Source organism: Candidatus Hydrogenedentota bacterium (assembly GCA_019637335.1).
In the GTDB taxonomy this organism is placed as follows: Bacteria; Hydrogenedentota; Hydrogenedentia; order Hydrogenedentales; family JAEUWI01; genus JAEUWI01.
Genome location: JAHBVV010000022.1, coordinates 44854 through 68346, shown reverse-complemented (window position 1 = coordinate 68346; position 23493 = coordinate 44854). Strand labels below are relative to the sequence as shown.

General features: G+C 63.7%; 20 protein-coding genes and 2 pseudogenes. 11 read left to right on the top strand and 11 right to left on the bottom strand.

The genetic code is table 11. From position 1 onward, the window contains the following. Positions 1 to 23: 23 nt before the first annotated feature. Both KF886_19730 and KF886_19725 read right to left on the bottom strand, forming a co-directional pair. Complete coding sequence (locus tag KF886_19730) at positions 24 to 503, bottom strand: nuclear transport factor 2 family protein (GenBank protein ID MBX3179592.1); 480 nt, start codon at positions 501 to 503, stop codon at positions 24 to 26. A gap of 109 nt (positions 504 to 612) precedes the next feature. Further along, entirely contained in the window at positions 613 to 3864 is a 3252-nt protein-coding gene (locus KF886_19725) for a PAS domain-containing protein (protein ID MBX3179591.1), read from the bottom strand. A gap of 144 nt (positions 3865 to 4008) precedes the next feature. Here KF886_19725 and KF886_19720 point away from each other — a divergent pair, with 144 nt between their 5' ends. Together KF886_19720 and KF886_19715 are read left to right on the top strand one after the other, a co-directional pair. Beyond that, a complete protein-coding gene (locus tag KF886_19720) occupies positions 4009 to 5040 on the top strand; it encodes a sensor domain-containing diguanylate cyclase (GenBank protein ID MBX3179590.1) in 1032 nt (343 codons plus the stop codon). Next, complete coding sequence (locus KF886_19715) at positions 5037 to 5432, top strand: hypothetical protein (GenBank protein MBX3179589.1); 396 nt, start codon at positions 5037 to 5039, stop codon at positions 5430 to 5432. The genes KF886_19720 and KF886_19715 overlap by 4 nt, the downstream gene beginning before the upstream one ends. A 7-nt stretch (positions 5433 to 5439) precedes the next feature. On the opposite strand, the gene KF886_19710 is transcribed toward KF886_19715, so the two are convergent. Further along, positions 5440 to 6009, bottom strand: coding sequence for an NAD(P)H-dependent oxidoreductase (locus KF886_19710; GenBank protein MBX3179588.1), 570 nt, complete (start codon positions 6007 to 6009; stop codon positions 5440 to 5442). A 224-nt stretch (positions 6010 to 6233) separates the two neighbouring features. Here KF886_19710 and KF886_19705 point away from each other — a divergent pair, with 224 nt between their 5' ends. From KF886_19705 to KF886_19665, 9 genes and pseudogenes are all read left to right on the top strand, one after another. Beyond that, positions 6234 to 7082, top strand: coding sequence for an endonuclease/exonuclease/phosphatase family protein (locus KF886_19705; GenBank protein ID MBX3179587.1), 849 nt, complete (start codon positions 6234 to 6236; stop codon positions 7080 to 7082). A gap of 314 nt (positions 7083 to 7396) precedes the next feature. Continuing rightward, positions 7397 to 7534 (top strand): hypothetical protein, encoded by a 138-nt coding sequence (locus KF886_19700; protein MBX3179586.1) that lies wholly within the window; start codon positions 7397 to 7399, stop codon positions 7532 to 7534. A gap of 207 nt (positions 7535 to 7741) precedes the next feature. Continuing rightward, positions 7742 to 8677: pseudogene (locus KF886_19695) on the top strand (acetyl-CoA carboxylase carboxyltransferase subunit alpha). Positions 8678 to 8913: 236 nt separating this feature from the next. Further along, positions 8914 to 9183, top strand: a complete 270-nt coding sequence (locus tag KF886_19690) for a DUF167 domain-containing protein (GenBank protein ID MBX3179585.1) — start codon at positions 8914 to 8916, stop codon at positions 9181 to 9183. A gap of 68 nt (positions 9184 to 9251) precedes the next feature. Further along, the gene (locus KF886_19685) at positions 9252 to 10097 is read left to right on the top strand and encodes a purine-nucleoside phosphorylase (protein ID MBX3179584.1); all 846 of its coding nucleotides are present in this window, start codon (positions 9252 to 9254) and stop codon (positions 10095 to 10097) included. A gap of 106 nt (positions 10098 to 10203) precedes the next feature. Beyond that, entirely contained in the window at positions 10204 to 11250 is a 1047-nt protein-coding gene (locus tag KF886_19680; GenBank protein MBX3179583.1) for a TRAM domain-containing protein, read from the top strand. Beyond that, entirely contained in the window at positions 11247 to 11942 is a 696-nt protein-coding gene (gene ispD, locus KF886_19675; protein ID MBX3179582.1) for a 2-C-methyl-D-erythritol 4-phosphate cytidylyltransferase, read from the top strand. Before KF886_19680 ends, ispD begins: the two co-directional genes overlap by 4 nt. Continuing rightward, a complete protein-coding gene (gene ispF, locus KF886_19670) occupies positions 11933 to 12415 on the top strand; it encodes a 2-C-methyl-D-erythritol 2,4-cyclodiphosphate synthase (protein ID MBX3179581.1) in 483 nt (160 codons plus the stop codon). Before ispD ends, ispF begins: the two co-directional genes overlap by 10 nt. A 51-nt stretch (positions 12416 to 12466) precedes the next feature. Next, on the top strand, positions 12467 to 13348 hold the full coding sequence (locus KF886_19665; GenBank protein MBX3179580.1) for a hypothetical protein: 882 nt from the start codon (positions 12467 to 12469) through the stop codon (positions 13346 to 13348). Positions 13349 to 13357: 9 nt separating this feature from the next. On the opposite strand, the gene KF886_19660 is transcribed toward KF886_19665, so the two are convergent. The 8 genes and pseudogenes from KF886_19660 to secA all read right to left on the bottom strand — a co-directional run bounded on the left by KF886_19660 (position 13358) and on the right by secA (position 23447). Next, the gene (locus KF886_19660) at positions 13358 to 14131 is read right to left on the bottom strand and encodes a hypothetical protein (GenBank protein MBX3179579.1); all 774 of its coding nucleotides are present in this window, start codon (positions 14129 to 14131) and stop codon (positions 13358 to 13360) included. A gap of 258 nt (positions 14132 to 14389) precedes the next feature. Next, positions 14390 to 15244 carry a hypothetical protein gene (locus KF886_19655; protein ID MBX3179578.1) on the bottom strand — a complete coding sequence of 285 codons (855 nt, stop codon included), beginning with the start codon at positions 15242 to 15244 and terminating at the stop codon, positions 14390 to 14392. 75 nt (positions 15245 to 15319) lie between these two features. Beyond that, positions 15320 to 15403 (bottom strand): annotated as a pseudogene (locus tag KF886_19650) (prepilin-type N-terminal cleavage/methylation domain-containing protein). Positions 15404 to 15740: 337 nt separating this feature from the next. Continuing rightward, on the bottom strand, positions 15741 to 16136 hold the full coding sequence (locus KF886_19645) for a secondary thiamine-phosphate synthase enzyme YjbQ (protein MBX3179577.1): 396 nt from the start codon (positions 16134 to 16136) through the stop codon (positions 15741 to 15743). A gap of 3 nt (positions 16137 to 16139) precedes the next feature. Continuing rightward, on the bottom strand, positions 16140 to 17834 hold the full coding sequence (locus KF886_19640) for a hypothetical protein (protein MBX3179576.1): 1695 nt from the start codon (positions 17832 to 17834) through the stop codon (positions 16140 to 16142). Further along, positions 17831 to 18571, bottom strand: coding sequence for an ABC transporter ATP-binding protein (locus KF886_19635; protein ID MBX3179575.1), 741 nt, complete (start codon positions 18569 to 18571; stop codon positions 17831 to 17833). The genes KF886_19640 and KF886_19635 overlap by 4 nt, the downstream gene beginning before the upstream one ends. A gap of 554 nt (positions 18572 to 19125) precedes the next feature. Continuing rightward, on the bottom strand, positions 19126 to 20610 hold the full coding sequence (locus KF886_19630) for a transglutaminase domain-containing protein (protein MBX3179574.1): 1485 nt from the start codon (positions 20608 to 20610) through the stop codon (positions 19126 to 19128). Continuing rightward, complete coding sequence (gene secA / locus KF886_19625) at positions 20589 to 23447, bottom strand: preprotein translocase subunit SecA (GenBank protein MBX3179573.1); 2859 nt, start codon at positions 23445 to 23447, stop codon at positions 20589 to 20591. Before secA ends, KF886_19630 begins: the two co-directional genes overlap by 22 nt. Positions 23448 to 23493: the final 46 nt, after the last annotated feature.

The window sequence follows — 23493 nt, the reverse complement described above, 5'->3', positions numbered from 1 at the left end:
TGCCGGCCGTCGCCAAACCGCTGTCAGAGCGTTTCCCCCGGGGCGCCGCGGTGAAAGATCTTGTTGACGATGCGCCATTCGCCGCCGCTCTTCATGAGCGAGAGGTAATCGGTGTAGCGGACGTGGGGCCAGTTCAGATCCGTCTTCACTACGGCGGCCGTGCCGGTTATATCCACGCTGACGATCGTATTGTTGCGCCCCGTGGCGTCGGGCGCGGTTCCGCGTGTGTAGACCACCCAATCGTCAAACCGCACACTTTCCGTCTCGCCTTCCTTGTTCAACCCGATGACCGCGGCGTCGGGGTGAAAGGCATTTCTCAGCGCTTCCTCGTCGTACGCGATGATCCCGTGGAAGTATTGTTCCACCACCGCGCGCACCGCCGCCTCGTCGTCCGGCGGGGAATCCCGGGCGGCAACCATCACCACCGGAAGCAGAATTCCGGCCAGGAGCAGGATACCTGCCTTCAAAGAGGAACGATGAAGGGACGGCCTTACGCTTTGCATACGTCATTCTCCAGGAGGCGCGCCGTATATGCGCGCGTTCAGACGGTTAATGGTCCAAGCCAATGATACGGTAATCGCCAGGCAATATCGACATCCCGATCGGGGCGGATCACGAGGCTCCGGCGCGATCCAGGGCCTCGCGCACCATCGCGGCCAGCTGCTTGATCTTGAAGGGCTTTGAGAGAAAGTAAACTCCGCTGTCCAGGGCGCCCCGCCGGTCTATCACGTCGGCGGTATAGCCCGACATAAACAGCGTGCGCAGGCCCGGGCGCACCGTATCGAGTTTCTCGCGCAGTTCGCGCCCATTCATCTCCGGCATCACCACATCGGTAATCAGCAAATCGATCCGACCCTCGAACGATGAGGCAATATCAATCGCTTTGCCCGGAGTATCCGCCGCGAGCACGTTGTATCCCAGCGCCTGGAGCATGCGCTTGCTTAACTGGAGCAGCGCGGCCTCGTCCTCCACGAGCAGTACGGTTTCCTCGCCACCCGGCGCATGGCTTTCGGGCGGGGGCGCGGGGCTGGCGGGCGCCGCGCCGCGGAAGATCGGGAAGTACACGCGGAAATCGCTGCCCGACCCGGGCGTGCTGGAGACGGTGACAAAGCCGCGATTCTGCTGGACAATGCCGTAGACGGTGGCCAGCCCGAGGCCCGTTCCGCTGCCCTGGGCTTTGGTGGTGAAGAATGGCTCGAATATGTGCGACACCGTCTCCTCATTCATCCCGCATCCCGTATCGCGCATCGCGATGACGGCATACTCGCCCGGCAGGTGACCGGGATGGCGCTGGCAGTACGCCGCATCGAAGGTGGCGGCCGCGGTTTCGAGGGTGATCGCGCCGTTGCCGCCGATGGCGTCGCGGGCGTTTACCGCCAGATTCGCGACGACTTGATCCACCTGCGACGGGTCCGCGAGCACGGGCAACGCGCCGCCGCCGGGCCTCCATTCGATGGTAATGTCTTCGCCCACGAGCCGCCGCAGGATTTTCAGCATTCCGGAGACCGTTTCGGTCAGATCGAGCACTTTCGGCGCAATGGTCTGCTTGCGCGCGAACGCCAGCAACTGGCGGGTCAATTCCGCCGATCGTGTCGCGGCGTGCTGCACTTCTTCAAGCTGGTGGTAGATCGGGTCGTCTTCCGGTATGGCCGAAAGCAGCATTTCCGCGTGCCCGAGTATGACGCCCAGCATATTGTTGAAATCGTGCGCGACGCCGCCGGCAAGCTGCCCGACGGCTTCAAGTTTCTGGGCCTGGCGCAACTGGGACTCCAGGCGATCGCGCTCCTCCCGGGCGGCCTTTTGTTCGGTGATGTCCTGGGCGACACCGGCCACGGAAGCCACCGCGCCCGATTCGTCCAACAAGGGAAACAGCACTGTGGAGTAGGTGCGCGCCTGTTCGCGCATGGGCAAGAGGTCTTCCACGAAAAGCGGCGCCCGCGACGCCTGAACCTGCTGGATCCGCGATAGGAAGAGCCGGGCGCTATCGGGCGGAAGCAACTCGGAGAGGTGGCGGCCAACAATCTCGCCCGCTGGACGCCCCACGAGGTTCGCCACCGCCTTGTTGGCCATCAGGTAGCGGCCTTCACAATCAAGTTCGGTGATCAACAGCGGGCTGAATTCGAGCAGATTCTGGAGCCGGTTGCTCACCGCACGCAGTTCCGCCTCGCTCTGGACGCGCGAGGTGATGTCCCGGAAATATACGGCCAGCCCTTCGTCCGAGGGATAGGCATGAACTTCAAACCACTGCCCAAAGGGTTCGAAATAGGTCTCGAAATGCGCGGCCTCGCCCGAACGAAATGCCTGGCTGTACCGTTGCGCGACCTCGCCATCGATCGCGTCCGGGAAGAAGTCCACCGGGCGCCTGCCGAGCATCTCTTCGCGCGTGTGGCGCAAGAGGCGTTCGGCCTCGGAATTCAGATAGGTGAAGCGCCAGTTTCGGTCCAGTATGTAGAACGCGTCGGTGATGCTTTCTAGCGTCGTGCGCAGGCGCGCGGCCATGCGGGACAGGGTTACCTCGTTTAATTTCGTGTCATGGATGTCCGTGCCCGTGCCGCACCACTTCACAATCTCGCCGCTTTCGTCCCGAAGCGGCAGCGCTCTCGCGCAGTGCCAGCGGTACTCTCCGTCGTGCCGGCGAACGCGAAATTCGCAACTGTAGCGCTCGGCCTGCCGCACAGCCGCTTCCCAGGTCTCCAGCACGCGTTTGCGATCGCTCGGATGGACCGTCCCGATCCAGAAACTGCCGGGATCCGCATCTTCGGGAGATCCGGCGTATCGCTTGTATTCCGCATTTGTGAAGTCGAGCGTGCCGTCGGGCGTCGCGGTCCACACGAACAATGGGACGGTGTCGGCAAGCTGGTGGAACCGACTGGCGCTCTGGGCCACGAGCCGCTCGAAATCCTTCAGAACCGTGATTTCCTGCACCGCGCCCTGTATTCGGACAATCGATCCGGCCTGATCGCGCTCGGGGCGCGCGATGGTTCGGACCCAGATCCGCCGGTCTCGCGCGGTCAAGAGTTCCACTTCCAGATCAAAGGGCGCCCCGCTTTGGGCGCACGCCTGGTATGCGGCGTCCACGGCGGCGCGCGACGCCGGGGGGAACAGTTTGAGCACCTCCTGAAGCTCAGGGGGGTGGCCGGCGGGCAGATCCAACATTGCGGCCACCTGCGGCGTCCACTGCATGGCGCCGGTCGCCGGCTCGATGGACCAGCCGCCCACGCGCGCCACTTCCCCCGCCATTCGGAGAGACTCCTCGCTTTCCGCGACCCGGCGAAGGAGCGCCCGGGCTTCAAACTGATCGGAAAGGATGGTGCCGATGAGGGCCGTTGCGAGCGGATAGAAGACCAGGACCGTGGGGGCGATCAAGGGGAGGACTTCCCAGGCGGCGCCACCGGGCAGGGTAAACATGAGCGCGAGCATCACGGCGTGCACGGCCAACCCCAGGGCGAGCATCGTTGCTAGAAACCGGGCCGTGTCCGACGCCGGACGCCGGTAGAAGAACAGTACGCCGATAGCGGCGGAGCTTGCGATGACCAGGAGTCCGGTGAGCGTTCCGCCTCCGCCCAGGGCGATCCGGCACGCCGCCGCCAGGATCGCGGCGGTCAGCGCCGCGGCGGGGCCGAAGAAGGCCCCGCATACACTGAGCGCCACCGAGCGCGCGTCGAACTGGATGCCAGCGGTAAACTGAAAAGGGGCCAGCATCGTTACGACGGCCGCGCTTCCGAAAAGAAGCCCCTGAAGCGCGCGCGCACCGGCCGATTCGCGCAGATGACGCCCCACAACGCCGGAAATGGCGCAAACGGCCACGAGGACCGCCAGATTCTGCACCAGCTCGACACTGAAAAGACGCACGGCCGTAAGCAAACGCCTGATTCCTTGATGAATGAAGGTCCACCATCCCCGGTTTGAGTGTAACCGACGGCATGGGCGCCGGACAAACGGCCACGCCCCCACGTGGCGCCGCTATGGCCCGCGTGCTAATATGGGCGGTGAAAGAGGAGGGATTTGGTGGGTAGAAAACTCCCCGAGACCGGCGGCGATTTTGACGCGCTGTACCGGCGGAACATGCAGCTGGTCCGGCAGGTGGATCACCTGTCGACCCTGCGCGAGATCGGCCTGGCGATCACCGAGACCCTGGAACTGCACGAAACCCTCCCCATCATCGCCACCGTCGTGCAGGGGGCCTTGAACGTGCGCCGGGTCACCGTCTACGAATTGAGCAAGGACGGGCGCACGCTTCAGCCGGTGGTCGCGCGGTACGGGAAGGACCTGATCACGCGGGAGCGCCTGGCGGAGGACACAATCTCCGCCCGGGGCCCGCGTTTCGGCCGGGCCCTGGAAAGCCGGGCGGCGGTTCTCGAGTGGGACGGGAACCGGGCCGCGGCGTTGATTCCGCTTATTGCCAAGAACGAGCCGCTTGGCCTCCTCGTGCTCGAAGATCCGGAAGATGGCGAGCCATTCCAGGAGGAGGACCAGATCCTCCTGTGGCAGCTCGGCGCGCAGATCGCCATCGCGATCCACAACGCCAAACTCTATGCCCTCGCCGTCACCGATGGCCTGACCGGGCTGTTCGTGCGCCGCTATTTCGACCTGCGGCTCGAAGAGGAATTCGCGGCCGCCGACCGCTATAGCCGCACCTTCTCGATCATGTTGTTTGACATCGACCACTTCAAGAAGTTTAATGATACCCACGGGCATCAGACCGGAGATCTGGTCTTGCAGCAGTTTGCCCGGTTGCTGGAGGAAAACACCCGCGATTCCGACATTTGCTGCCGGTATGGCGGGGAAGAGATGGTCGTAGTACTCCCCGAGACCGTCCTGCAGGAGGCCGCGTTGCTTGCCAACAAGCTGTGCGCCCTGGTCCGTGCGCACGTCTTTCGAGGCGCCACCGGACAGGATCTTCACGTGACCACCAGCATTGGCGTCGCGCAGCACCGCCGCGATCTGGCCGCGCCCGCCGCGCTGGTGGAAGCGGCTGATCGCGCTCTATACCGCGCGAAGGAACTCGGCAGAAACCGTGTGGAGATCGATGGGCTATGAAGAATCCGGGTCATGCGCGCTGGAACGGTCATTGGCGCTGGAACGGCCTGATTGGGGCTTGCCTTGCCTTGTCGCTGGCGGCCGGTTGCGGCGATCCGCCGCCGCCCCCTCCCCCGCCGGCTCCCCAGGAACCCGCGCCGCCCGCGCGCCCGACGTTTACCCAGGCGCAATTTGAGGAAATTCTCCACGGGATGACGTACCCGCAGGCGCGGGATGTGCTCGGCGCGGAGTCGGACCGGCAGGAGTCCACCTACAGCGCCGGTGAGTCGGCGTACGTGGCGCCGACGGTTACCGCGTGGCACATCTGGGAAAACCCGGATGGCTCCTTCATCAAACTCGGCTTCGTCCAGAAAAAAGTGGTGGAGAAAGTGGCGGAGGATCTCCCGGAGTAGCGCCGGGTCAGCCCTTGAGGCTCGCATGCGAGCGGGTATAGGCCACGAGCTGGCGCGCGCATTGCGCCATCTGTTCGTTGATGTCGGGGTCGGTGCAGGCCCCCGCCGCGTCCATTCGATTGTGGGCTTCCGCCACGGAAACGGGGTAGGGAAGCACGATGGCGCCGGCATGGGAGCAGACGCTGCGCAGGTGTTCCAGGGCCTTGATGGCGCCCAGCCGCCCGGTGGCGATGCCCAGCAAGGATACTGGCTTCCCCGCCATGACCGATGGATACCCCATGCTATCAATGAGAACTTTGATCACGCTGCTGTAACTGCCGTGGTATTCCGGCGTGGACAGCAGAATGCCGTCGGCGGGCGTCACGCGGTCCGTAAGCGCCCGCTGGAAGGCGCCGGCCTCCGGCTGCCCGGGAAAGGCCAGCTGAAAATCCGCCGGATCGATGCAATCCACGGTAACGCCGGGGTAGGCTTCGAGCATGCCGATCATCAGATCAAGAAATCGGCGCGTATAGCCATCGCGGCGCACGCTGCCCGAGACAGCGACGAGGTGGATGGCGGGCGGGGCGTTGTGGGTCATGCGGCATCCGATCTTTACCGGGTACGGGGAAGGTTACGCGCGGGGCCGGCGGCGGAGCCGCGCGGCGGGCGGTTGCGTCCAGCAGCGGTATTCTGCCAGCATAGGCGGCGTTGATTCCAATCACACCGCAGCCTCAGCGGGTTCGGGCCGGTATCGGCGGCGCGCGGCGTCACCGGATAGCCGGTGGCGCGCCAATCCGAACCTCCACCCCCGGAGTTTGTTCCATGTCTCTCGTTTCGCTCTTGCTGTCCGCGTCGGCCCTGCTGGCGACCGGCGCCCCGGCCCCCGAACTCTCTGTGATGTCTTACAACCTGCGCTATGGTTCCGCAAATGACGGTCCGGACGCCTGGGATCTCCGCCGCGACCGCCTGGTCGCGCTCGTTAAGGAATACGATCCGGACATCATCGGGACGCAGGAATGCCTCGACTTCCAGGCGCAGTATCTCGCGGATCAGCTGCCGCATTACGCCTGGATCGGCTTGGGACGCCAGGAGGACGCGACCGGCGAGATGACGGCGATTCTCTACCGGAAGGACGCCCTGATCCCCCTGGAATCGGGGCATTTCTGGCTTTCGGAAACAGCCGGCGCGCCCGGCTCCAAGTCCTGGGATTCGTCCCTCCCGCGCATTGCCTCGTGGGTGAAGTTCTACCGGCGCGCCACCGGGCGGACCTTCTATTTCTACAACACCCATTTCGACCACCGGGGCGAACAGGCGCGCCTTGAAAGCGCGCGAATGCTGGAAGCCCGGATCCGGGAATTGCACGCCGGCGAATTCGTGGTGCTCACTGGCGATTTCAACGCGAACGCGGAAACCAGCGCGCCCTGGAAGGCCCTTACCGAGGGCGGTCTCCTCGATACGTGGAATGAAGCGGCGGTTCGAACCGGGGACCCGAACACCTGGAACGGCTTTGCCATTCCCGCGCCGGAACAATACCGGCGGATTGACTGGATCCTCGTCTCGCCCGGCGCTCGGGTGACGGCGTGCGCCATCGACGCGCGCCACGAAAACGGCCGATTTCCGTCCGATCACATGCCCGTCATCGCGCGGATTGTCCCGCCGGAACTGGACTGATCGGCGATCCGTTTTTCGGCGGCCATGCGGGGTATACGGGACCTATTCGGCGAAAAAATTGCAGATTTCCGATTGCGGAATTCCGGTCTGAACGCGAAAATCCGCAGAAATTTAACACATTGGAAGTAGTTTATTTTGAACGGTTTATATTGATTAATTTACCAAACTGATTTTTTTGTCATCCCTAATTTCAAAAAAATTCGCCGTTTCGTATTTTTTTTCTTGACTTATTGCGTCGCTTGTGGTAAAAGCCGTTCAAGTATGCGTGCACAAGAGCGTACTAAGACCAGAATGAAATGGAGGTGAATAGAACCATGAAACAGTGCACGTTGTGCAATGAGCACATTGAGGACGTCGATTTCGAGTTTGGTGAAGCCGTGGACCTTGAAGGTGAGTATTGGCATGCCGAATGTTACCAGGAATACTTCGGCGAGATACTTGAGACGGTTTAACTCGAAACACCAATCGCCACTCTAAACCTCGGCCGGGCGCTCGCCCCGCCGAGGTTTTCCATTTTCTCCGGCGGGAAAAGCCGGGCTGCATTCCGGGGGCGACCGTGTTACAATAGGCGTGTTTGCCCCGCAGTAGGGATTGCCCGGGCGCCTGTGCCCTCTGGCCGCGCCTTTCACCACGTATGGGATCAACGAATCGTGCAGATCATGCGATCAAAGAACACCACCGAGATCGTCCTGCCCTTCGAGCAACCGTTGCACGACATCGAAGCGCAGATAGAGAAAGCTGAAACCGAGGAAGAGCGCGAGTCCTTGCGCGAGCAACGGGATGCGCAGCGCGAGGCCATATTCGCGAATATTTCACCGTGGGAGCGCGTGCAGCTTGCTCGCCACCCCAAGCGGCCTCGCATGCGCACGTTCGTGGAACGGATCTTTGAGGACTTCGTGGAGCTTCACGGCGACAAGGCGCTGGGCGATGACGCCGCGATGGTCTGTGGGATTGCCCGGTTTCAGGGCCGCACGGTCTTCGTGGCCGGCCAGCAGAAGGGCGTGGACACCGACGAGAAGGTGAAGTGTAACTTCGGCATGTCGCATCCGGAGGGCTACCGGAAGGCGCTGCGGCTTTTCAAGATGGCCGAGCGGCTCGGCCATCCGGTCATTACGTTTGTCGACACCCCGGCCGCGCACCCCGGCCTCGAGGCGGAGAAGCATGGCCAGGGTTTCGCCATCGCCAACAATCTGCTCGAGTGCTTCTCGATCAATACGCCGATTCTCTCGATCATACTGGGCGAGGGCGGAAGCGGCGGCGCACTGGCCATCGCAATCGGCGATCGCATCGCCATGTTTGAACACGCGGTGTATGTCATCTGCCCGCCGGAACGTTGCGCGGAGATCCTCTGGCGCGATGTGGAGAAAAAGGAAATGGCGGCTTCCGCCTTGCGTGTTTCGGCGACCGACTTGCTCGGCCTCGGTGTGATCGATTCGGTGCTGCGCGAGCCGAACGGCGGCGCACACCGCGACCCCGACGCGGCCTGCCAGTCGGTGTCGGAGGAGATCCGCGCCTTTCTGGCCGAAGCCGACGCGGGCGCATGGACCCTGGAGCGACGCCAGGAGAAATTCCGCCGGATGGGGCGTTGGCTCGAAGAAGCGCCCGAGCTGGAGGAAGAAACGCCCGCCGCGCCCCCCGCGGAGCCGGACGTGACCGAGGTTGCCGAGGCCGCCGGCGGCGCGCACACCGAAAAGGCCCTCGGTAGCGGCGAAAAGGAGGCGCCCGCCGAAGAAGAACCCGCCGGCGCTCCGGATCGCGAGGCGGAAGCGGCTCGGGCCGCCCAGTAGCGGTGTCGGCCGGTGCGGTGGAAGATCGGGAGGGCGGCGCGCTGTTGCGCTTAAAGGTGCAGCCCGGGGCCGCGAGAAACGCCGTGCTGGAGGCTACCGAGGACTACTACCGGGTTGCGATTGCCGCGCCTCCCGCGGAGGGCGCCGCGAATCAGGCGCTGATCCGGTTTCTCGCGGACTTGACTGGGATCCGCCGCCGCCGCATCACCCTGGCGGCGGGTGGCCATTCCAGAATGAAGGCATTGTGTATTGATGGCGTGGATGCGGCGGAGGTGCGGCGCGCGCTGGATGGCGCGATGCGGGCGCGCCGGTAGCGAGATTGCGTGACGCGCTCTTGCAGGATTGGCGAACAGGCCCGTTTAAGAGCGGTTGAGGAGGTTGTATGGCTACACTTGGTGAAATGGTCCAGGAAGCGGTCGCCAGGGTGCGCGAGCGGGCCACCCTCCATCCCGAAGTCGCGGTGGTGTTGGGGACGGGGCTGGGTTCCCTGGCGGATCGGCTCCAGGTCGAGGCCCGGATTCCCTACGGCGATCTCCCCCACTTCCCCACGTCGACCGTGGATACGCACGCGGGCGAATTGGTCTTTGGCACGCTGGCGGATACGCCGGTGGTGGCGCTCTCGGGGCGTTTTCACTACTACGAGGGCTACACGCTGCAGCAGGTGACCTTTCCGGTTCGGGTGGCCCGGGCGCTCGGGGTGCACACCCTGATCGTATCCAACGCGGCCGGCGGCCTGAACCCCCAGTTTCGCGCGGGCGACCTGATGCTCATTTCCGACCACATCAACCTCATCGGGGACAACCCGCTGATTGGGCCCAACGACGACACGCTGGGTCCGCGATTCCCCGACATGTGCGAGCCCTACACGGCCGCCCTTCTCGAATTGGCGGAAACCAAAGCGCTCGAAATGGGTATTAAGACACAACGCGGAGTGTACCTCGCGTGCAGTGGCCCGTGCCTCGAGACCCGCGCGGAATACCGCTTCATGCGCCTTATCGGCGCGGATGCCGTGGGCATGAGCACGGTTCCCGAGGTCATTGTGGCCGTACACGCCGGATTGAAGGTGCTCGGCGTGTCCGTCATTACCGACGAATGTTTGCCGGATGCACTCGAACCGGTGGATATCGAGCGGATCATTGCGACCGCAAATGCGGCGGAACCCAGCTTGACCCGATTGGTGGAAGCGGTATTGGCGGGGTTGCGCGCGTCGGGCGGCAGTGTATTCTAGGAATCGGGTGTTGTTTGTGCTAATATCTGTCAATGATTTACCGGGATGTGGCGATTTGATCGGATTGCGCAGTTTGGGCAGAACGTAGAGTTACTGGAGCGTATACATGTCCGAAAAAATCATTCGGCTGATCTTTGTCTTCTCTTGTCTCATCATGGGGGTTATCTGGGCCGTATACGCCCGTGAGGCCGTGGAAACTAACAACCCGGGTAACAACTACGGCAGCGCGCTTCCGTGGCACATCATCGGCGGCCTCATCGGCGGCGGGGTCGGGGTTTTGGTCCTCTGGCTTGTACGCTTCATCACCCAGGATATCTACGAGAAACTTGCGCCCGCGATGGTCGCCATTATCATTGCGATGGTTTTCGGGTACGCGCTCGCCACGTGGCTGTTGATCTGGGTTCCGGACGCGAGCCCGAACCTGCGCCTGTTCATCACCGTAACCTTCGTGCTGATATTCGGCTACGTGGGCATATATCTTGGGCTCACCCGCGCGTCGAGCATGCAGTCGCTCCTGACCGCCGTCGAACGATCCAAAGCGGGCAAGATCTCGCTGAAGCTGGTGGATACGAGCGTCATTATCGACGGGCGCATCGCGGACATCTGCGACAGCGGCTTCCTCGAAGGAACGCTGCTGGTGCCCCGGTTTGTTTTGCATGAACTCCAGCACATCGCCGATTCCTCCGATGTGCTTCGCCGCGCCAAGGGCCGGCGCGGGCTGGATATTCTCAAGGATTTACAGCGCGAATCCTCCAAGGTCGTCATCGAGATCATCGAGGACGACCCCCAGGATGTGCGGGACGTCGACAGCAAGCTCGTGCGCCTCGCGCAGAAGTTCCACGCCAAGGTTCTTACCAACGATTTCAATCTGAACAAGGTGGCGCAGATTGAGGGCGTGGTGGTGCTGAATATCAACGATCTTGCCAACGCCCTGAAACCGGCGGTGCTGCCCGACGAGCAGATGGAAGTCAAGATTATCAAGGAGGGCAAAGAGCCCAGCCAGGGGGTGGGCTACCTGGATGATGGCACCATGGTGGTGGTCGACGGCGGGCGCTCGCACATGGGCAAGATGGTTCAGGTCGTGGTGACGAGCGTGCTCCAGACCGCGGCCGGGCGGATGATTTTCACGCGGTTCAACGACGTTCAGCCATGAAGGTGCAGGTGCTGATTCCCGCCGGCGGCCAGGGGGAACGTTTGGAGCAGGCCATACCCAAGGCGCTGGTGCCGGTGGAAGGCGTGCCGCTTATCGTGCGCGCGTTGCGCCAGTTCGCGTGCCTGGGCATCGCCGGCAACGCCGTCGTGGTCGTTCCCAAGCCGTTTCGGCCGGAATTCGAGTCGGCGTTGCGCGCGGCCTTTCCCGGAGAGCCGTTCCATTTCGTCCCCGGCGGATCGGAGCGCCAGGACTCCGTGCGGCTGGGCCTCGAAGCGCTCGATCCGGACACCGAAATCTGCGCCATTCACGACGCCGCGCGCCCCTTCGTCTCACCGGAGATAATTCAGGCTTCCATCGACGCGGCCGCCGCCTACGGGGCCGCGACCGTGGCCATTCCCGTGGTCGATACGATTTTGATGGACGACGGCGACGGTTTCCTTCGGGAGACCCCCGACCGGCGCCTGCTCTGGGCCTGCCAGACGCCGCAGACCTTTCGCGCGGAAATCATCCGCGGCGCGCATGCCGAGGCGGTGCGGCGCGGCTTTCGGGGGACCGACGACGCGACGCTCGTTCGCCATTGCGGCCATCCGGTGAAGCTGGTGCCGGGCTCGACGGAGAACCTGAAGGTCACGCGCCCGGCGGATCTGCATGTCGCGGAGACCTTCATCCGAAAGGGGATCGGATGCGTATAGGCCAGGGCTACGATCTGCACCGCCTCGAAGCGGGCCGGCCCTTGATCCTCGGCGGCGTCACAATCCCCCACGAAAAGGGCCTCGCCGGCCATTCCGACGCCGATGTGCTTGCCCACGCCATCACCGACGCCCTGCTTGGCGCGGCGAATCTTGGCAATATTGGTCAGCTGTTCCCCGACAACGATCCCAAGTTCAAGGATGCGGACAGCCTCGTTCTGCTTCGGCTGGCCCGCGACCGCGTGCTGGAGGCGGGCTGGAGGGTGGAAAACATCGACAGCACCGTCGTCGCGCAACGCCCCAAACTCAACCCCCATATCGACGCTATTCGTGCGAAACTGGCGGCGGCGATGGATATTTCCGCGGACATGGTGTCGGTGAAGGCCAAGACCAACGAAGGCGTCGGGCCGGAGGGGCGCGAAGAGGCCATCAGTGCGCAGGCGGTGGCGTTGCTGGTGTCGGTGATTCCGTATTAGGTCCTGTGAGCACCGCCAGCTTCAACGCTACTTGGACTCCGGAGATTCGCCGTGTTTCGAGACACCATCACGCGCACCGTGGGCGACCGGGAGCTCATTCTCGGTCTGGATGAATTCTACCGGGACGCCATGAAGGCCCACGAGGTGGAGCGCCTGCTGCCCCTGGCGCGGGAAGTCGCGGGCGCGCTCGGGGCGGATCCGCTGGATGTCCCAATCGAGGGGTACTACACCGAGAGCCCCGAGCTCGAACTCTACTTTCGAATTATGCGTGGACTCCAGGGAAAACCCGCGTCCTCGCGATCGCGCGTGGACGCCCTCCCGGCATTTGCGGAATTGCTCCGCGTTGTGCAATCCCCCGTTTTTGGTGTGGCCCCTTCCAACGAATCCCTGTTGCCGTCCCGTTCAGACGCGTTGTATTTCGCGTTGAAGAAGGTTCCAATTGATCATTGGGACGTGTTGCGGCTGACCGAAGTGGCCCGCGACGAAGCCGTCGCCCGAGACGACATCTCCCTGGTCGGGCTGGCCTGCCGCGCACGCGATCCGATATGCATTGCCGCACTGCGCGAGTCCACCGTACTGTACGCGGGTGTCTTGCTTGGCGCGGCCCGGCTGCAGCCGCGAATTGTTTACGCCTGGAAAGTCGATCCGCAATTGGAAGCGGCGGCCAATCGCTTTGTTGATGCGTTTGCCGAGATCGTTCCGGACCGAATCCCGCCCGCCCATTCAGACAATGTGGAGTTGTACTTTCACGCGGCCATGCGGAACGATATCGCCGGGCGTTGTGTACGCATCGGCCTCAACGACGCGGTGACGCCGGCCCAGCACTACCACTGGGCCGTGAAGCCCGCGGGGGACACGTATGAGGTGGACGCCTTCTGGGACGATTCGCTCTGGACCACCAAGCGTTACCGCCGCGGAATGTACGCCCGATAGCCCGCGGATTCAGTCCGGCAGTCCCGGGGCGAAGCCGTCCTCGCCCTCCGGATTCGCGTGGTAGGCCCCGCCGATCGCGTTGTACAGCTGAATGGCCCGCAGGAGTTCGCTGAGATCCAGGGTCCAGGCGGGGGGCCGAAAGTCCAGTGTGTGCGGGCCGCAGCTCCGGTCAGCGCCGCCGGGCGCGAATCCGTCCTCCGAACCTGGATCGCAGCCGTAGGCGCCCGTGTTGTACAGCTGAACAACGCGCAACAGTTCCCCAAGCCCGATACGGCCGTTCGCGTTGGTGTCCGCGCTGTGCCGGTTCGGCAGCGGCGCAATGGTGAGCGAGGCCGCCGCCGCCTGTACCGAAAGGGCGCGCGCGTCGGACGTCGCCGCCGATGCTTCGGAAATGGCGAGCAGTCCGGGACCCGCGGCCGCGCCGCTTTCCGCCTCCAGGTACACCGTGGCCGCGTGGCCGGGCGACATTTCCCCCGCGCCGGCATAGAGCACCAGCGCCGCGCCGTCCTCCGTCGCGCGCCAGATCATCGCTTTCTCCGCCGCGGCGGCGGCGGCCCCGGTTGCGGCGCCCCATACGGATAGACGGTTGGTGTCGAAGGCGATCTTCACGACCAGGGCGTCGGGCGCGGCCCCTTCGCACCGGACCTGCAATCCAATCAGGCCGCCCGGCGGAACATTCCCCGCCGTGACGGCAAGCGAAAGGGTAGCGCTTGCCGCGGAGTCTCTCGGAGCGGCCAGCGAAGCGGCCACCGCCGCAAGTATGGATAGGAAGCGTCGCATCATTCCGCGTTCCGGTATTTCAGGTTCATCCGCCGGAGTATAGCGCATCTCCGCCAGTCCCGGCACAACCGCCCGGATTGGAGTGGAAGCCACAAAGAGCGCACAGGGTGATTTCTTGTACGCAGATGGAATGGATGCTTGAATGCGGGCGCATTTCTAACCACGATTGAACACCGACGCGCACGAATGCACCGGGAGCCGCAAAACGAGCCGGGCCGGGAGTGCGCGACTCCCGGCCCGAATCGGAACCGGAGCGGTATCCTAAAAACGCGACACGATGTCCGCAAAGGCGACCGTCGCCGGAAATTCACCGGGAAACTTGGAGAACTCGACGTGGCCGTCGAGGAAGAGCACATTGGTCCCGCCCGGGATATGGTTATATTCCTGGGCGAACGTGCTGATGAGGTCGAACATGATGACCACTTCGCTCTGGGCCTTCGCCGAGGCGCCGGGGTTGTTGATATCGGTGATCAGAAAGCGTTCAATGCCTTCGCGGAGCCGCATTGCGGTGAGCCCGGGCCTCGGCGGGTCGAGGGTCGGCCCGGTGAGCGTCAGATTGATATCGCGCTCCAGAATCATCTCCGCGCCGGCGACGTTGTTGGTGGCCGCGGCGCCGACAAGCTGTACGATAACGGCGCCCACGTCCTGAATGAACTGGATCTTCGGGGCGGGGGGCTGCTGGTTCGGACTGGCGTTGGTCACGTGGGTCCACACGGGGTCGACCAGCCAGGGGACGTACGTGTAGGACTCCGCGGTCTGGGCGCAGCGGTCGATGCCGAGATTGGGGTCCCCGTTAATATTCCATTTGCCATCCGCAACGACATTGCCCTTGGAATCGGAGGGGCACATCAGCACGCCCATGTCGGTGAGGTATTCCGGGTATACCAGCTGGCCATCCATGACGAATTCCAGGTTGACCTCGCCCGACCCGGCGCTGGCGGGGCCGCCTACGCCAATGCCGTTGATGTAGCCGCATTCGCTGTAACCGAGTGCGGTGAAGGTACCGGCGCTCGTGGTGACTGAGGCGCCCGCGGGGGAATAGGTTTCGGTGTCGTCCCAGGAACGCAAGACGGCGAGGCGCGGGTAGCGCTCGCCACTTGACTCGTTTGCAAACATCTTACAGACCAGGCCCAGCTGCTTGAGGTTGTTCTGACAGCTGGCGCGGCGCGCGGCTTCGCGGGCGCGCGCCAGCGCGGGCAGCAGGATGGCGGCCAGGATACCGATGATCGCGATAACCACCAGCAGTTCGATGAGGGTGAATCCGCGTTTCTTCATGTTCAGACAGAGCCTCCAATAAGATTGGCATTAAAGCATAATAGATGAATACACTATGGGACTATGGGGGTGGGTCCTCTCCTCTTACGGGAGCCAATCTCCCAGCGTTCACGAGGCGGTGTGTGGCGCCTGGCGTGGGTCGCTGGAGCGACGGGTGAAGCCGTCGCGCCCGGTGGTCACACTGCCCGTGTTATCCGAATCGAGTTTTACTTTAGTTCAATATACCCGGATTGTCAACGGGGGATTATTTGATTTTTTTTGATTTTGCGTGGTGATAGAAAAATGGCAGTGGACAGGGACGACAGGGACGACAGGGGCAGCGGGGGCGGTTGTGGTTCTAGCTTGTGCTGAGGCGTACCCATACCTGGCGGTTTCGGGGGCCGTCGAATTCGCAGAAGTAGATGGATTGCCAGGCGCCGAGCTGGAGGCGGCCCTGGGCAATGAACACGGTGACGGAGCTGCCCATCATGCTGGCTTTGACGTGGGCGGCGGAGTTGCCTTCGGCGTGGGCGTATCCGGCGTCCCAGGGGATGGCGCGGTCGAGGATCAGGGCCATGTCGGCGACGACGTCGGGATCGGCGTTTTCATTGATGGTGACGCCGGCGGTGGTGTGCGGGACGAAGACTTGGACCGCGCCCTCCTGGATACCCGCCGTGGTGACAATGTGCTGGATTTCCCGATCGATGTTGATGAATTCGGTGTGCTTTCGCGAGGAGACGCGGAGGTGATGCATGGTTCAGAGCTCCAGCTGGTTGAGGTTGCGGAGGCCGAGGTGCATGGGGAGCGCGGCGCAGAGCCCGCTGAGCAAGGTCACGCCGGCGACGGCGGAGAAGAGCGCGGTCTGATACTGGGCCTCGGAGTGGAAGAGCCCGAGCGCTTTGGACTGTAGCACGACGACTTGCGCGGCGACGATGCAGGAGATGAAGGCGATGCTGAGCAGCAGGTTGAGGGTGCCGCCCATGCCGGAGACGATGCGCGCGGGGTTGTCTTCGGTGAAGGTGGGGTATAGCGCGCCGAGCCCGACGGCAAGTCCGGAAAGGCCGAAGGTGGAGACGAGGACGCTGTAGACGGTGAGGCCGAAGTAGACGGGTTCGAGCCGGAGCATGGATGCGGAGAGGACGGCGATCCCGACGGTGAAGAAGGCGGTGAGGGTAACGCTGAGCCAGAATTTCTGCCAGATAAGCTGGCGGAAGGTCAGGGGGGCGAGGCCGAGGATCCAGATGCGGCGGCCTTCGAGGCTGATGAGGGGAAATACGAAGCGGCTGGTGAGGGTGGCGAGGATGAGCATGACGGAGCCAACGTTGAGGCAGGCGATCCAGCCGCGCCAGAACTCGGACTCGTAGATCCGGGAGGAGCCGCGGATGTTGGCGATATAGATGGCCATAATCCCGAAGAAGATGACGAACTGTGACCACTGCGTGGGGTCGCGCCAGAACAGCTTAATGTCCTTATGGAAGAGGGATTGATAGGGCTCGCGCAGAATCCGGAGCGCGCGGCCGGCCCAGGCCATCGGGCCGCGTCCGAGCGGTTTGAGGCGCTGGCGGTCCTGCCCCATAAGATAAGACCATCCGGGGTAGAACATGTGGCCGGCGAGCCAGGCGGTGCACTGGAGGGCCATGAGCGCCGTGGAGAAGAGGAGGAGGAACCAGAACGCGGCGTCGGCGAAGTCGCCGTCGGCGGCGGAGAGGATGGCCTCGGTGGCCCAGTAGCTGGGCAGGATATCCGCCTGGGTTTGCTCCATCGCGGAGAGTATCGCCTGGAAGGTCCGGTCTTCGGAGACGCGCGCGCTGCGGATGATGCTCCGGATATAAAGGAAGAAGGCGGCGAGCGCGGCGCCGCCGAGCAGGGCGACGGCGGGGAGTTTCATGCGGGGGAAGTAGCGCACGAGCACGATGGTGATGGCGCAACCGATGCAGGCGGGGATGACGACGTAGGGCAGGAATACGAGGGCGGCGGCGGCGTAGAAGGCGGGTCCCGCGCCGGTGCTCATGGCGTATGCGATGACGAGGGGCGAGCCGAGGTAGGCGAGGGACCAGGAACTGAAGGCGGCGCTCTCGATGAAGCGGGCATAGAAGAAGTCGGTAAATCGGATCGGGCCCTGGAGCAGGTAAACCACTTCGCGGGAGCGGTAGAGCGTGGAGAAGGCGACGAGGGTATTGGAGAAGATGAGAAGCAGGAAGATCGAGAGGGCGAAGATGCTGAGGCTCTGGCGCAGGAGCGCCAGGCCGAAGGCGAATTCGCTGCCGCCCGCTCCGCCGAAATCAATGAGCCAGCCGAACCCGCGGTGGAAGAGTTCGACGGCGGCGAACCAGAGGCCCACGGCGGAGAGGCTGAGGACGGCGACCTTGAGCTTGGACTCGTGGCGCACGGCGGCGATCTGGTGGCCGGCCATGCGGGCTTTGGCGCAGAGTACAGTCCAGACCTGGTTCATGCGGCTCCCTCGTCTCGGGTGCTGGTGAGTTCGAGGAAGACTTCCTCCAGGGATCCGGGGTTTTTGTGCAGGGCTTTGATCTCGGCGACGGTGCCCATGTGGAGGAGCTTGCCCTCGTTGATGATCCCGATCTGGTCGGCGATTTCCTCGGCAATGCTGAGGGTGTGCGTGGACATGAAGACGGTCAGGCCCTCTTCGCGGGTTTTCTGCTTGAGGAAGTCTTTCACGAAGCGGATGTTTTTCGGGTCGAGGCCGACCCAGGGCTCGTCGACGATGACGATCTTCGGGTCGTGAAGGAAGCAGGAGGCGAACGAGAGCTTCTGGCGCATGCCGTGGCTGTAGTCTTCGATGAGCTGGTCCCCCACGCGGCTTATTTCGAACATTTCCAGCAGGGGCTCGCAGTGGGCGCGGTAGTGCGCCTCGGGGAGCTGGTAGAGGCCGGCGACGAAGCGCATAAACTCGCGTCCCGAGAGTTTGTCGTAGAGAAAGGGGTGATCCGGCACATAGCCGAGGAGGCGTTTGGCCGCGACGGGGTCTTGCTGGATGTCTATCCCCCCCACCCGGGCGACGCCGCCGCTGGGGCGCAGCAGGCCGGTGAGCATTTTGATGGTGGTGGTTTTGCCGGCGCCGTTCGGGCCGAGAAAACAGAAAAACGTGCCCTCGGGGATGAACATGTCCAGCGGGGACACGGCGATTTTTGCACCGAAATGCTTGGTAAGTTGTTCGGTCTGTATCACGGCTATCCGATTCTGTTTCAGCGTCCCCTTGCGGAGCGCCCGGGGCGGGTCTACAATAATTGCGGGGGGCGGGGCGTATTATGTCATCCGGGGCTTTCTTCTTTCCTCGGGCATGGATTCTTGATGCGTCGGCGTACAGGGTAGCAATGATACGCATGTTGGCGCCATGTGAGGGAGGATTGGCGCCTGGGGTTGCGGGGACGGCTGTCCTACATTTGCGCCTTCGGCGCTTTGCGGGGGGGGGGGCGCGCTCCCATTGGTCCGGGTCGTGTTGTGGCGCTGGGTTATGTGGGAGAGGCGGACTTGCGTTGCCGCGGACAGGCCGAGGGTCCGCCTGGGCGGAAATGTCCGCGATCCTTTGCGCCTTCGGCGCTTTGCGGGCGGGCCGCCCGCGCTCCCATTGGTCCGGGCTCGTGTTGTGGCGCAGGGTTTTGTGGGAGAGGCGAACTTGCGTTGCCGCGGGGAATGTCCGCGAGCCATTGCGCCTTCGGCGCGTGGACAGCCGGGACGGCTATCCTACTTTGTTGCGGACGCGAATATCTGTGTCCTGACGGTTATTCGACTTCGAGCACTTCGATTTCCATCTGCCCGATGTATCCGGCGAGCTGCATCCAGGCGTCGAGGCCGCCGTTGAAGAGTTTGATGTGGGTTGCGTCGGCGGCGAGCTGCCCGAGGGTGGGGTCGATGGGGTACCATTCGCCGTGGTACACCTCGGGCCAGGCGTGGTAGCCGAAGCCGCCGAGCATATCGCTGTACACGAGCCCAATGGCGATACGGCAGGGGATGCCGAGCGCGCGGGCGAGCGCGGCGTAGAGCACGGCGTGCTCGTTGCAGTCGCCCTGGCCGGTGCGTAGCACGTCGAGGGCGTTGGGCACGCTGAGCACGGGAATTTTCTCAATTTCTTCGTACATCCATTCGTGTAGGCGGACGGCCCTGGCCCAGGGGTCGGTTTCGTCCCCGGCGATCGCGTGCGCGCGCTCGATAATCTCGGGGTGATCGGCGGCGATGAAGGGATCCGATTCGAGGTACGGTACGGTGTCGAATTCCGGCCCGGCGGGGCGATCGCCCGGCGCGGGCAGGGGCGCGGGCTGGCGAATTTCGAGCACGTCGCCTTCGCGCACTTGCCAGGGCGGATCGTGGGGCAGCTTCTCGGGGTCAATGCCGGTAATCCGGACGCGGAGGCGTGTTGCGTCGATCCAGACCGTCTCCCCCGTGGGAAAAATGGCCAGCGATTGGATAATGTCGCCCTGATCGGCTTCGGGGGTGGCTTCCGCGAGCGTTTCCGGGGCGATCTTGCGGAGCGTAAAGCCGAATGGTGTGGTCGCCTGGATGACTTCGCCGCCGGTGGCGACCCAGGCTTTGCTGGTGAGGCCGCCGATGGTGGTGGCGTAGACCCGCGTGCCGTATTCCACGCCGGCCGCCGCGATCAGCTCGTTTCCCACACATTCGATGCGGGCCTCCCCCATTTTCATGGCGAGCGGGTCGAATGCCGGGATGGTGACGCTTTCGCCGGGCTCCAGATCGGGCATGCCGGCGGGCGTCAAGCCCATGGCGGAGGCCGGAAGGAGCGGCGATTGGACCGGGAATACAAGCGGGATTGCCTGGCCGCCGGTCTGGAGGGTGGCGATCAGCCGCCCGCCCGACAGCGCGCCCTCCGCCCCCATTTTGTGGTCGCCGGAGGTAAGCGCGAAGGAGAAATTGGCGGTTTCGCCGTTTTCAGCCGTCCACGCCTCCCCGGAAATGGCCATGCCCGCGCTCATGCCGAAGAGGCGTGTTTCGAGGCGGGCGTCGAGGGCGAGATCCTGGCCGGGCACGCCGTCGCGGGCGGCGGGATCCGTGCGCAGGTGGAGGTAGCCTACGCGCTTGCCATCCTCCAGGAAGATTCCCATCCACTGCTCGCGCGGGAGATCGGCGCGGGCCGCCGGGGGCGGATCGGGCGGCGCCGCGAACCATCCCTGGCGCGCCAGGAAGAGCGCCACCATCACGAGCCAGAAGGCCGTGATGGCGGAAGCAACAATCAGCCGTTGCTTCCGCAGCATTTCTTGTACTTTTTCCCGCTGCCGCAGGGGCACTTTTCGTTCGGGCCGACCTTTTTCTCGGCGCGAACGGGCTGCGGCTTGGGCTTCTTGCGGGCGGCTTCCGTCCTGACGGTGGTCGCCTGGCCCGCCTGCGGAGCGTCCTCGGGCTGGCCGGCCAGGTCAAAGCGCGTCGTGTCGAAGCTGGCGAAACTGCTGTCGGCCTGCTTGTCGGCGGCGACGTAGTGGTATTGGCTCAGCTGGGCGAAGGGGTCTTCCTGCTGGGTGAGCGTGCCGCGCTGGATGCTTGCGGCGCGCTTCTTCCGCACTTCCGGATCCGTGATCCGGAAAAGGGTGGTGATGACGCTTTCCTCGATGCTCCGGACGAGGTTCTGGAACATCTCGAAACCTTCCTGCTTGTATTCGAGGAGGGGGTCCTTCTGGCCGAAGGCGCGGAGGCGGACGGACTCACGGAGGTAGTCCATCTCGTAGAGGTGATCGATCCACTTGTCGTCCACGGCGCGCAGGAGGGCCATGAGCTCGAGGTCGTGCACGCGCTTGCGGGCGAGCTGATCGAAATCGATGCCCTCCTCGCTGCCGCCGATCTCGGCGCGGAAACTCTCGCGCAGCTCATCGGCCATAATGTCCTCGCGGCGATCGTACTCGGCGATCACCTGTTCGAACAGCGCGGGGACGAGATCGCCGCCCTGCGCTTCCTCGCCCTCGTCTTCGGGGAGTTCCGGGGTGAAGTTGAAGAGGGCTTCAAAGCGCCGTTCCAGGCCTTCCAGATCCCATTCCTGCGGGGGAACGGCCTCCGGGGCGTACTCATCCACCACATCGCCGAGGGTGTTTTCGATCATGGTGCGCAGCTGCTCGGTCACGTCGCGGTCTTCGAGCACGTCGCGGCGCATGGCGTAGATGTACTTGCGCTGCTTGTCCATGACCTGGTCGTATTCGAGCACGTGCTTGCGGATTTCGAAGTTGTATTCCTCGACCTGGCGCTGGGATCGTTCGATGGTGCGCGAGACCATGCGCTGGCTCAGGGGCTCCTCGTCCATTTCCTCGCTGCCGAGGAAATCGACGAGCTTCTTGACGCGGTCCCCGCCGAAGAGGCGCGCGACATCGTCCTCCAGGCTGACGAAGAAGCGCGTGGAGCCGGGGTCGCCCTGGCGTCCGCAACGGCCGCGCAGCTGGTTGTCGATGCGGCGGGATTCGTGGCGCTCCGTGCCGATGATGTAGAGGCCGCCCGCTTCGCGGACGCCTTCGGCGAGCTTGATGTCGGTGCCGCGGCCCGCCATATTCGTGGCGATGGTGACGGCGCCGGCCTTGCCCGCGTTGGAGATGATGGAGGCTTCGCGCTCGTGGTGCTTGGCGTTGAGCACCTGGAAGTCGGTCAGACCGGCCTCTTCCATCATCTGCGCTAGCAATTCGGATTTTTCGATGGAGACGGTGCCCACGAGGGCGGGCCGTCCGGCGTCGCGGATGGCCTTCAACTCGTTGATCACGTAGCGGAACTTGCCTTTCTCCGTCGCGAAGATGAGGTCGGTCTCGTCGGCGCGGGCCATGGGCAGGTTGGTCGGGATCTGGGTAACGTCGAGTTTGTAGACCTTGTCGAATTCCGCCGCCTCGGTGACGGCGGTGCCGGTCATGCCGGCAAGCTTCTCGTAGAGCCGGAAGTAGTTCTGGTAGGTGATGCTTGCGATGGTCTGGGACTCGAAGCGCAGGGGGACGCGCTCCTTGGCTTCGAGGGCCTGGTGGAGCCCGTCGGAATAGCGGCGGCCCTCCATGGTGCGGCCGGTGAATTCGTCGACGATGAGCACTTCGTTGTCGCGGACCATGTAGTCTTTGTCGCGCTTGAAGAAGTAGTAGGCCTTGAGGGACTGTTCGATCAGGTGGGCCCAGCCGATGGTCTCGCTGGTATAGAGGTCGTCGATGCCGAGGAGGCGCTCCACGTGATCCATGCCGTCGTCGGTGAGGATAATGTGGCGCTGCTTCTCGTCCATCTCGAAGTCTTCGCCCTTGCGGAGCTTGCGCACGGCCTCATCGACCTTGATGTAGAGATCGCTGCTTTTTTCGGGGCGCCCGGAGATAATGAGCGGGGTACGGGCTTCGTCAATGAGGATGGAGTCGACTTCGTCCACGATGGCGTAGTTCAGGTGGCGCTGGACGCGGTGATCCGGGTGCTTGGCCATGTTGTCGCGGAGGTAGTCGAAGCCGAACTCGTTGTTGGTGCCGTAGGTGATGTCGGCGCGGTATCCCACCTTGCGCTCCAGGTGATCCATATCCTGCTGGATGAGGCCGACGGTGAGCCCGAGGAATTCATAGATGGGCCGCATCCACTCGGCGTCGCGCTGGGCGAGGTAGTCGTTGACGGTGACCACGTGCACGCCGCGCCCGGTGAGGGCGTTGAGGTAGACGGGCAGGATGGCGACGAGGGTCTTGCCTTCACCGGTGGTCATTTCGGCGATATTGCCGCGGTGCAGGGTGACGCCGCCGATGATCTGCACGTCGAAGGGGCGCATGCCGGCGACGCGCTTGGCGGCCTCGCGCGCGGCGGCGAAAGCCTCCGGCAGCAGGTCATCGAGGGTCTCCCCCGCCGCAAGCCGCTGCTTGAAGATACTGGTCTGGCGGCGCAATTCGGCGTCGGTCATGGCGACCATGCGCGCTTCCAGCGCCCGCACCGCCTCGACCACGGGCATGAACTTCTTAACTTCACGGTCCTTTTCGGTACCGAAGATGGCCGTAAGTCCGGCCGTGACGATCTGTTTTAACACTACGAAACTGTCTCCGCCTTGTGAGGCATTGTACGCTATGGCCTCCAGACCGGGATCTGGTGTCGGTTTTGCCCTATCTGCTACCATCGCATGATAACAAAGGGCAGGAAAGGAATTCTATGGCCGCCCGGGG

What these genes read in the sequence shown, in the direction of transcription:
- KF886_19730 (MBX3179592.1), bottom strand. Translation starts at nt 503, where the DNA reads ATGCAAAGCGTAAGGCCGTCCCTTCATCGTTCCTCTTTGAAGGCAGGT.
- KF886_19715 (MBX3179589.1), top strand. Translation starts at nt 5,037, where the DNA reads ATGAAGAATCCGGGTCATGCGCGCTGGAACGGTCATTGGCGCTGGAAC.
- KF886_19710 (MBX3179588.1), bottom strand. Translation starts at nt 6,009, where the DNA reads ATGACCCACAACGCCCCGCCCGCCATCCACCTCGTCGCTGTCTCGGGC.
- KF886_19705 (MBX3179587.1), top strand. Translation starts at nt 6,234, where the DNA reads ATGTCTCTCGTTTCGCTCTTGCTGTCCGCGTCGGCCCTGCTGGCGACC.
- KF886_19700 (MBX3179586.1), top strand. Translation starts at nt 7,397, where the DNA reads ATGAAACAGTGCACGTTGTGCAATGAGCACATTGAGGACGTCGATTTC.
- KF886_19685 (MBX3179584.1), top strand. Translation starts at nt 9,252, where the DNA reads ATGGCTACACTTGGTGAAATGGTCCAGGAAGCGGTCGCCAGGGTGCGC.
- KF886_19680 (MBX3179583.1), top strand. Translation starts at nt 10,204, where the DNA reads ATGTCCGAAAAAATCATTCGGCTGATCTTTGTCTTCTCTTGTCTCATC.
- ispD (MBX3179582.1), top strand. Translation starts at nt 11,247, where the DNA reads ATGAAGGTGCAGGTGCTGATTCCCGCCGGCGGCCAGGGGGAACGTTTG.
- ispF (MBX3179581.1), top strand. Translation starts at nt 11,933, where the DNA reads ATGCGTATAGGCCAGGGCTACGATCTGCACCGCCTCGAAGCGGGCCGG.
- KF886_19660 (MBX3179579.1), bottom strand. Translation starts at nt 14,131, where the DNA reads ATGATGCGACGCTTCCTATCCATACTTGCGGCGGTGGCCGCTTCGCTG.
- KF886_19655 (MBX3179578.1), bottom strand. Translation starts at nt 15,244, where the DNA reads ATGTTTGCAAACGAGTCAAGTGGCGAGCGCTACCCGCGCCTCGCCGTC.
- KF886_19645 (MBX3179577.1), bottom strand. Translation starts at nt 16,136, where the DNA reads ATGCATCACCTCCGCGTCTCCTCGCGAAAGCACACCGAATTCATCAAC.
- KF886_19640 (MBX3179576.1), bottom strand. Translation starts at nt 17,834, where the DNA reads ATGAACCAGGTCTGGACTGTACTCTGCGCCAAAGCCCGCATGGCCGGC.
- KF886_19630 (MBX3179574.1), bottom strand. Translation starts at nt 20,610, where the DNA reads ATGCTGCGGAAGCAACGGCTGATTGTTGCTTCCGCCATCACGGCCTTC.
- secA (MBX3179573.1), bottom strand. Translation starts at nt 23,447, where the DNA reads ATGGTAGCAGATAGGGCAAAACCGACACCAGATCCCGGTCTGGAGGCC.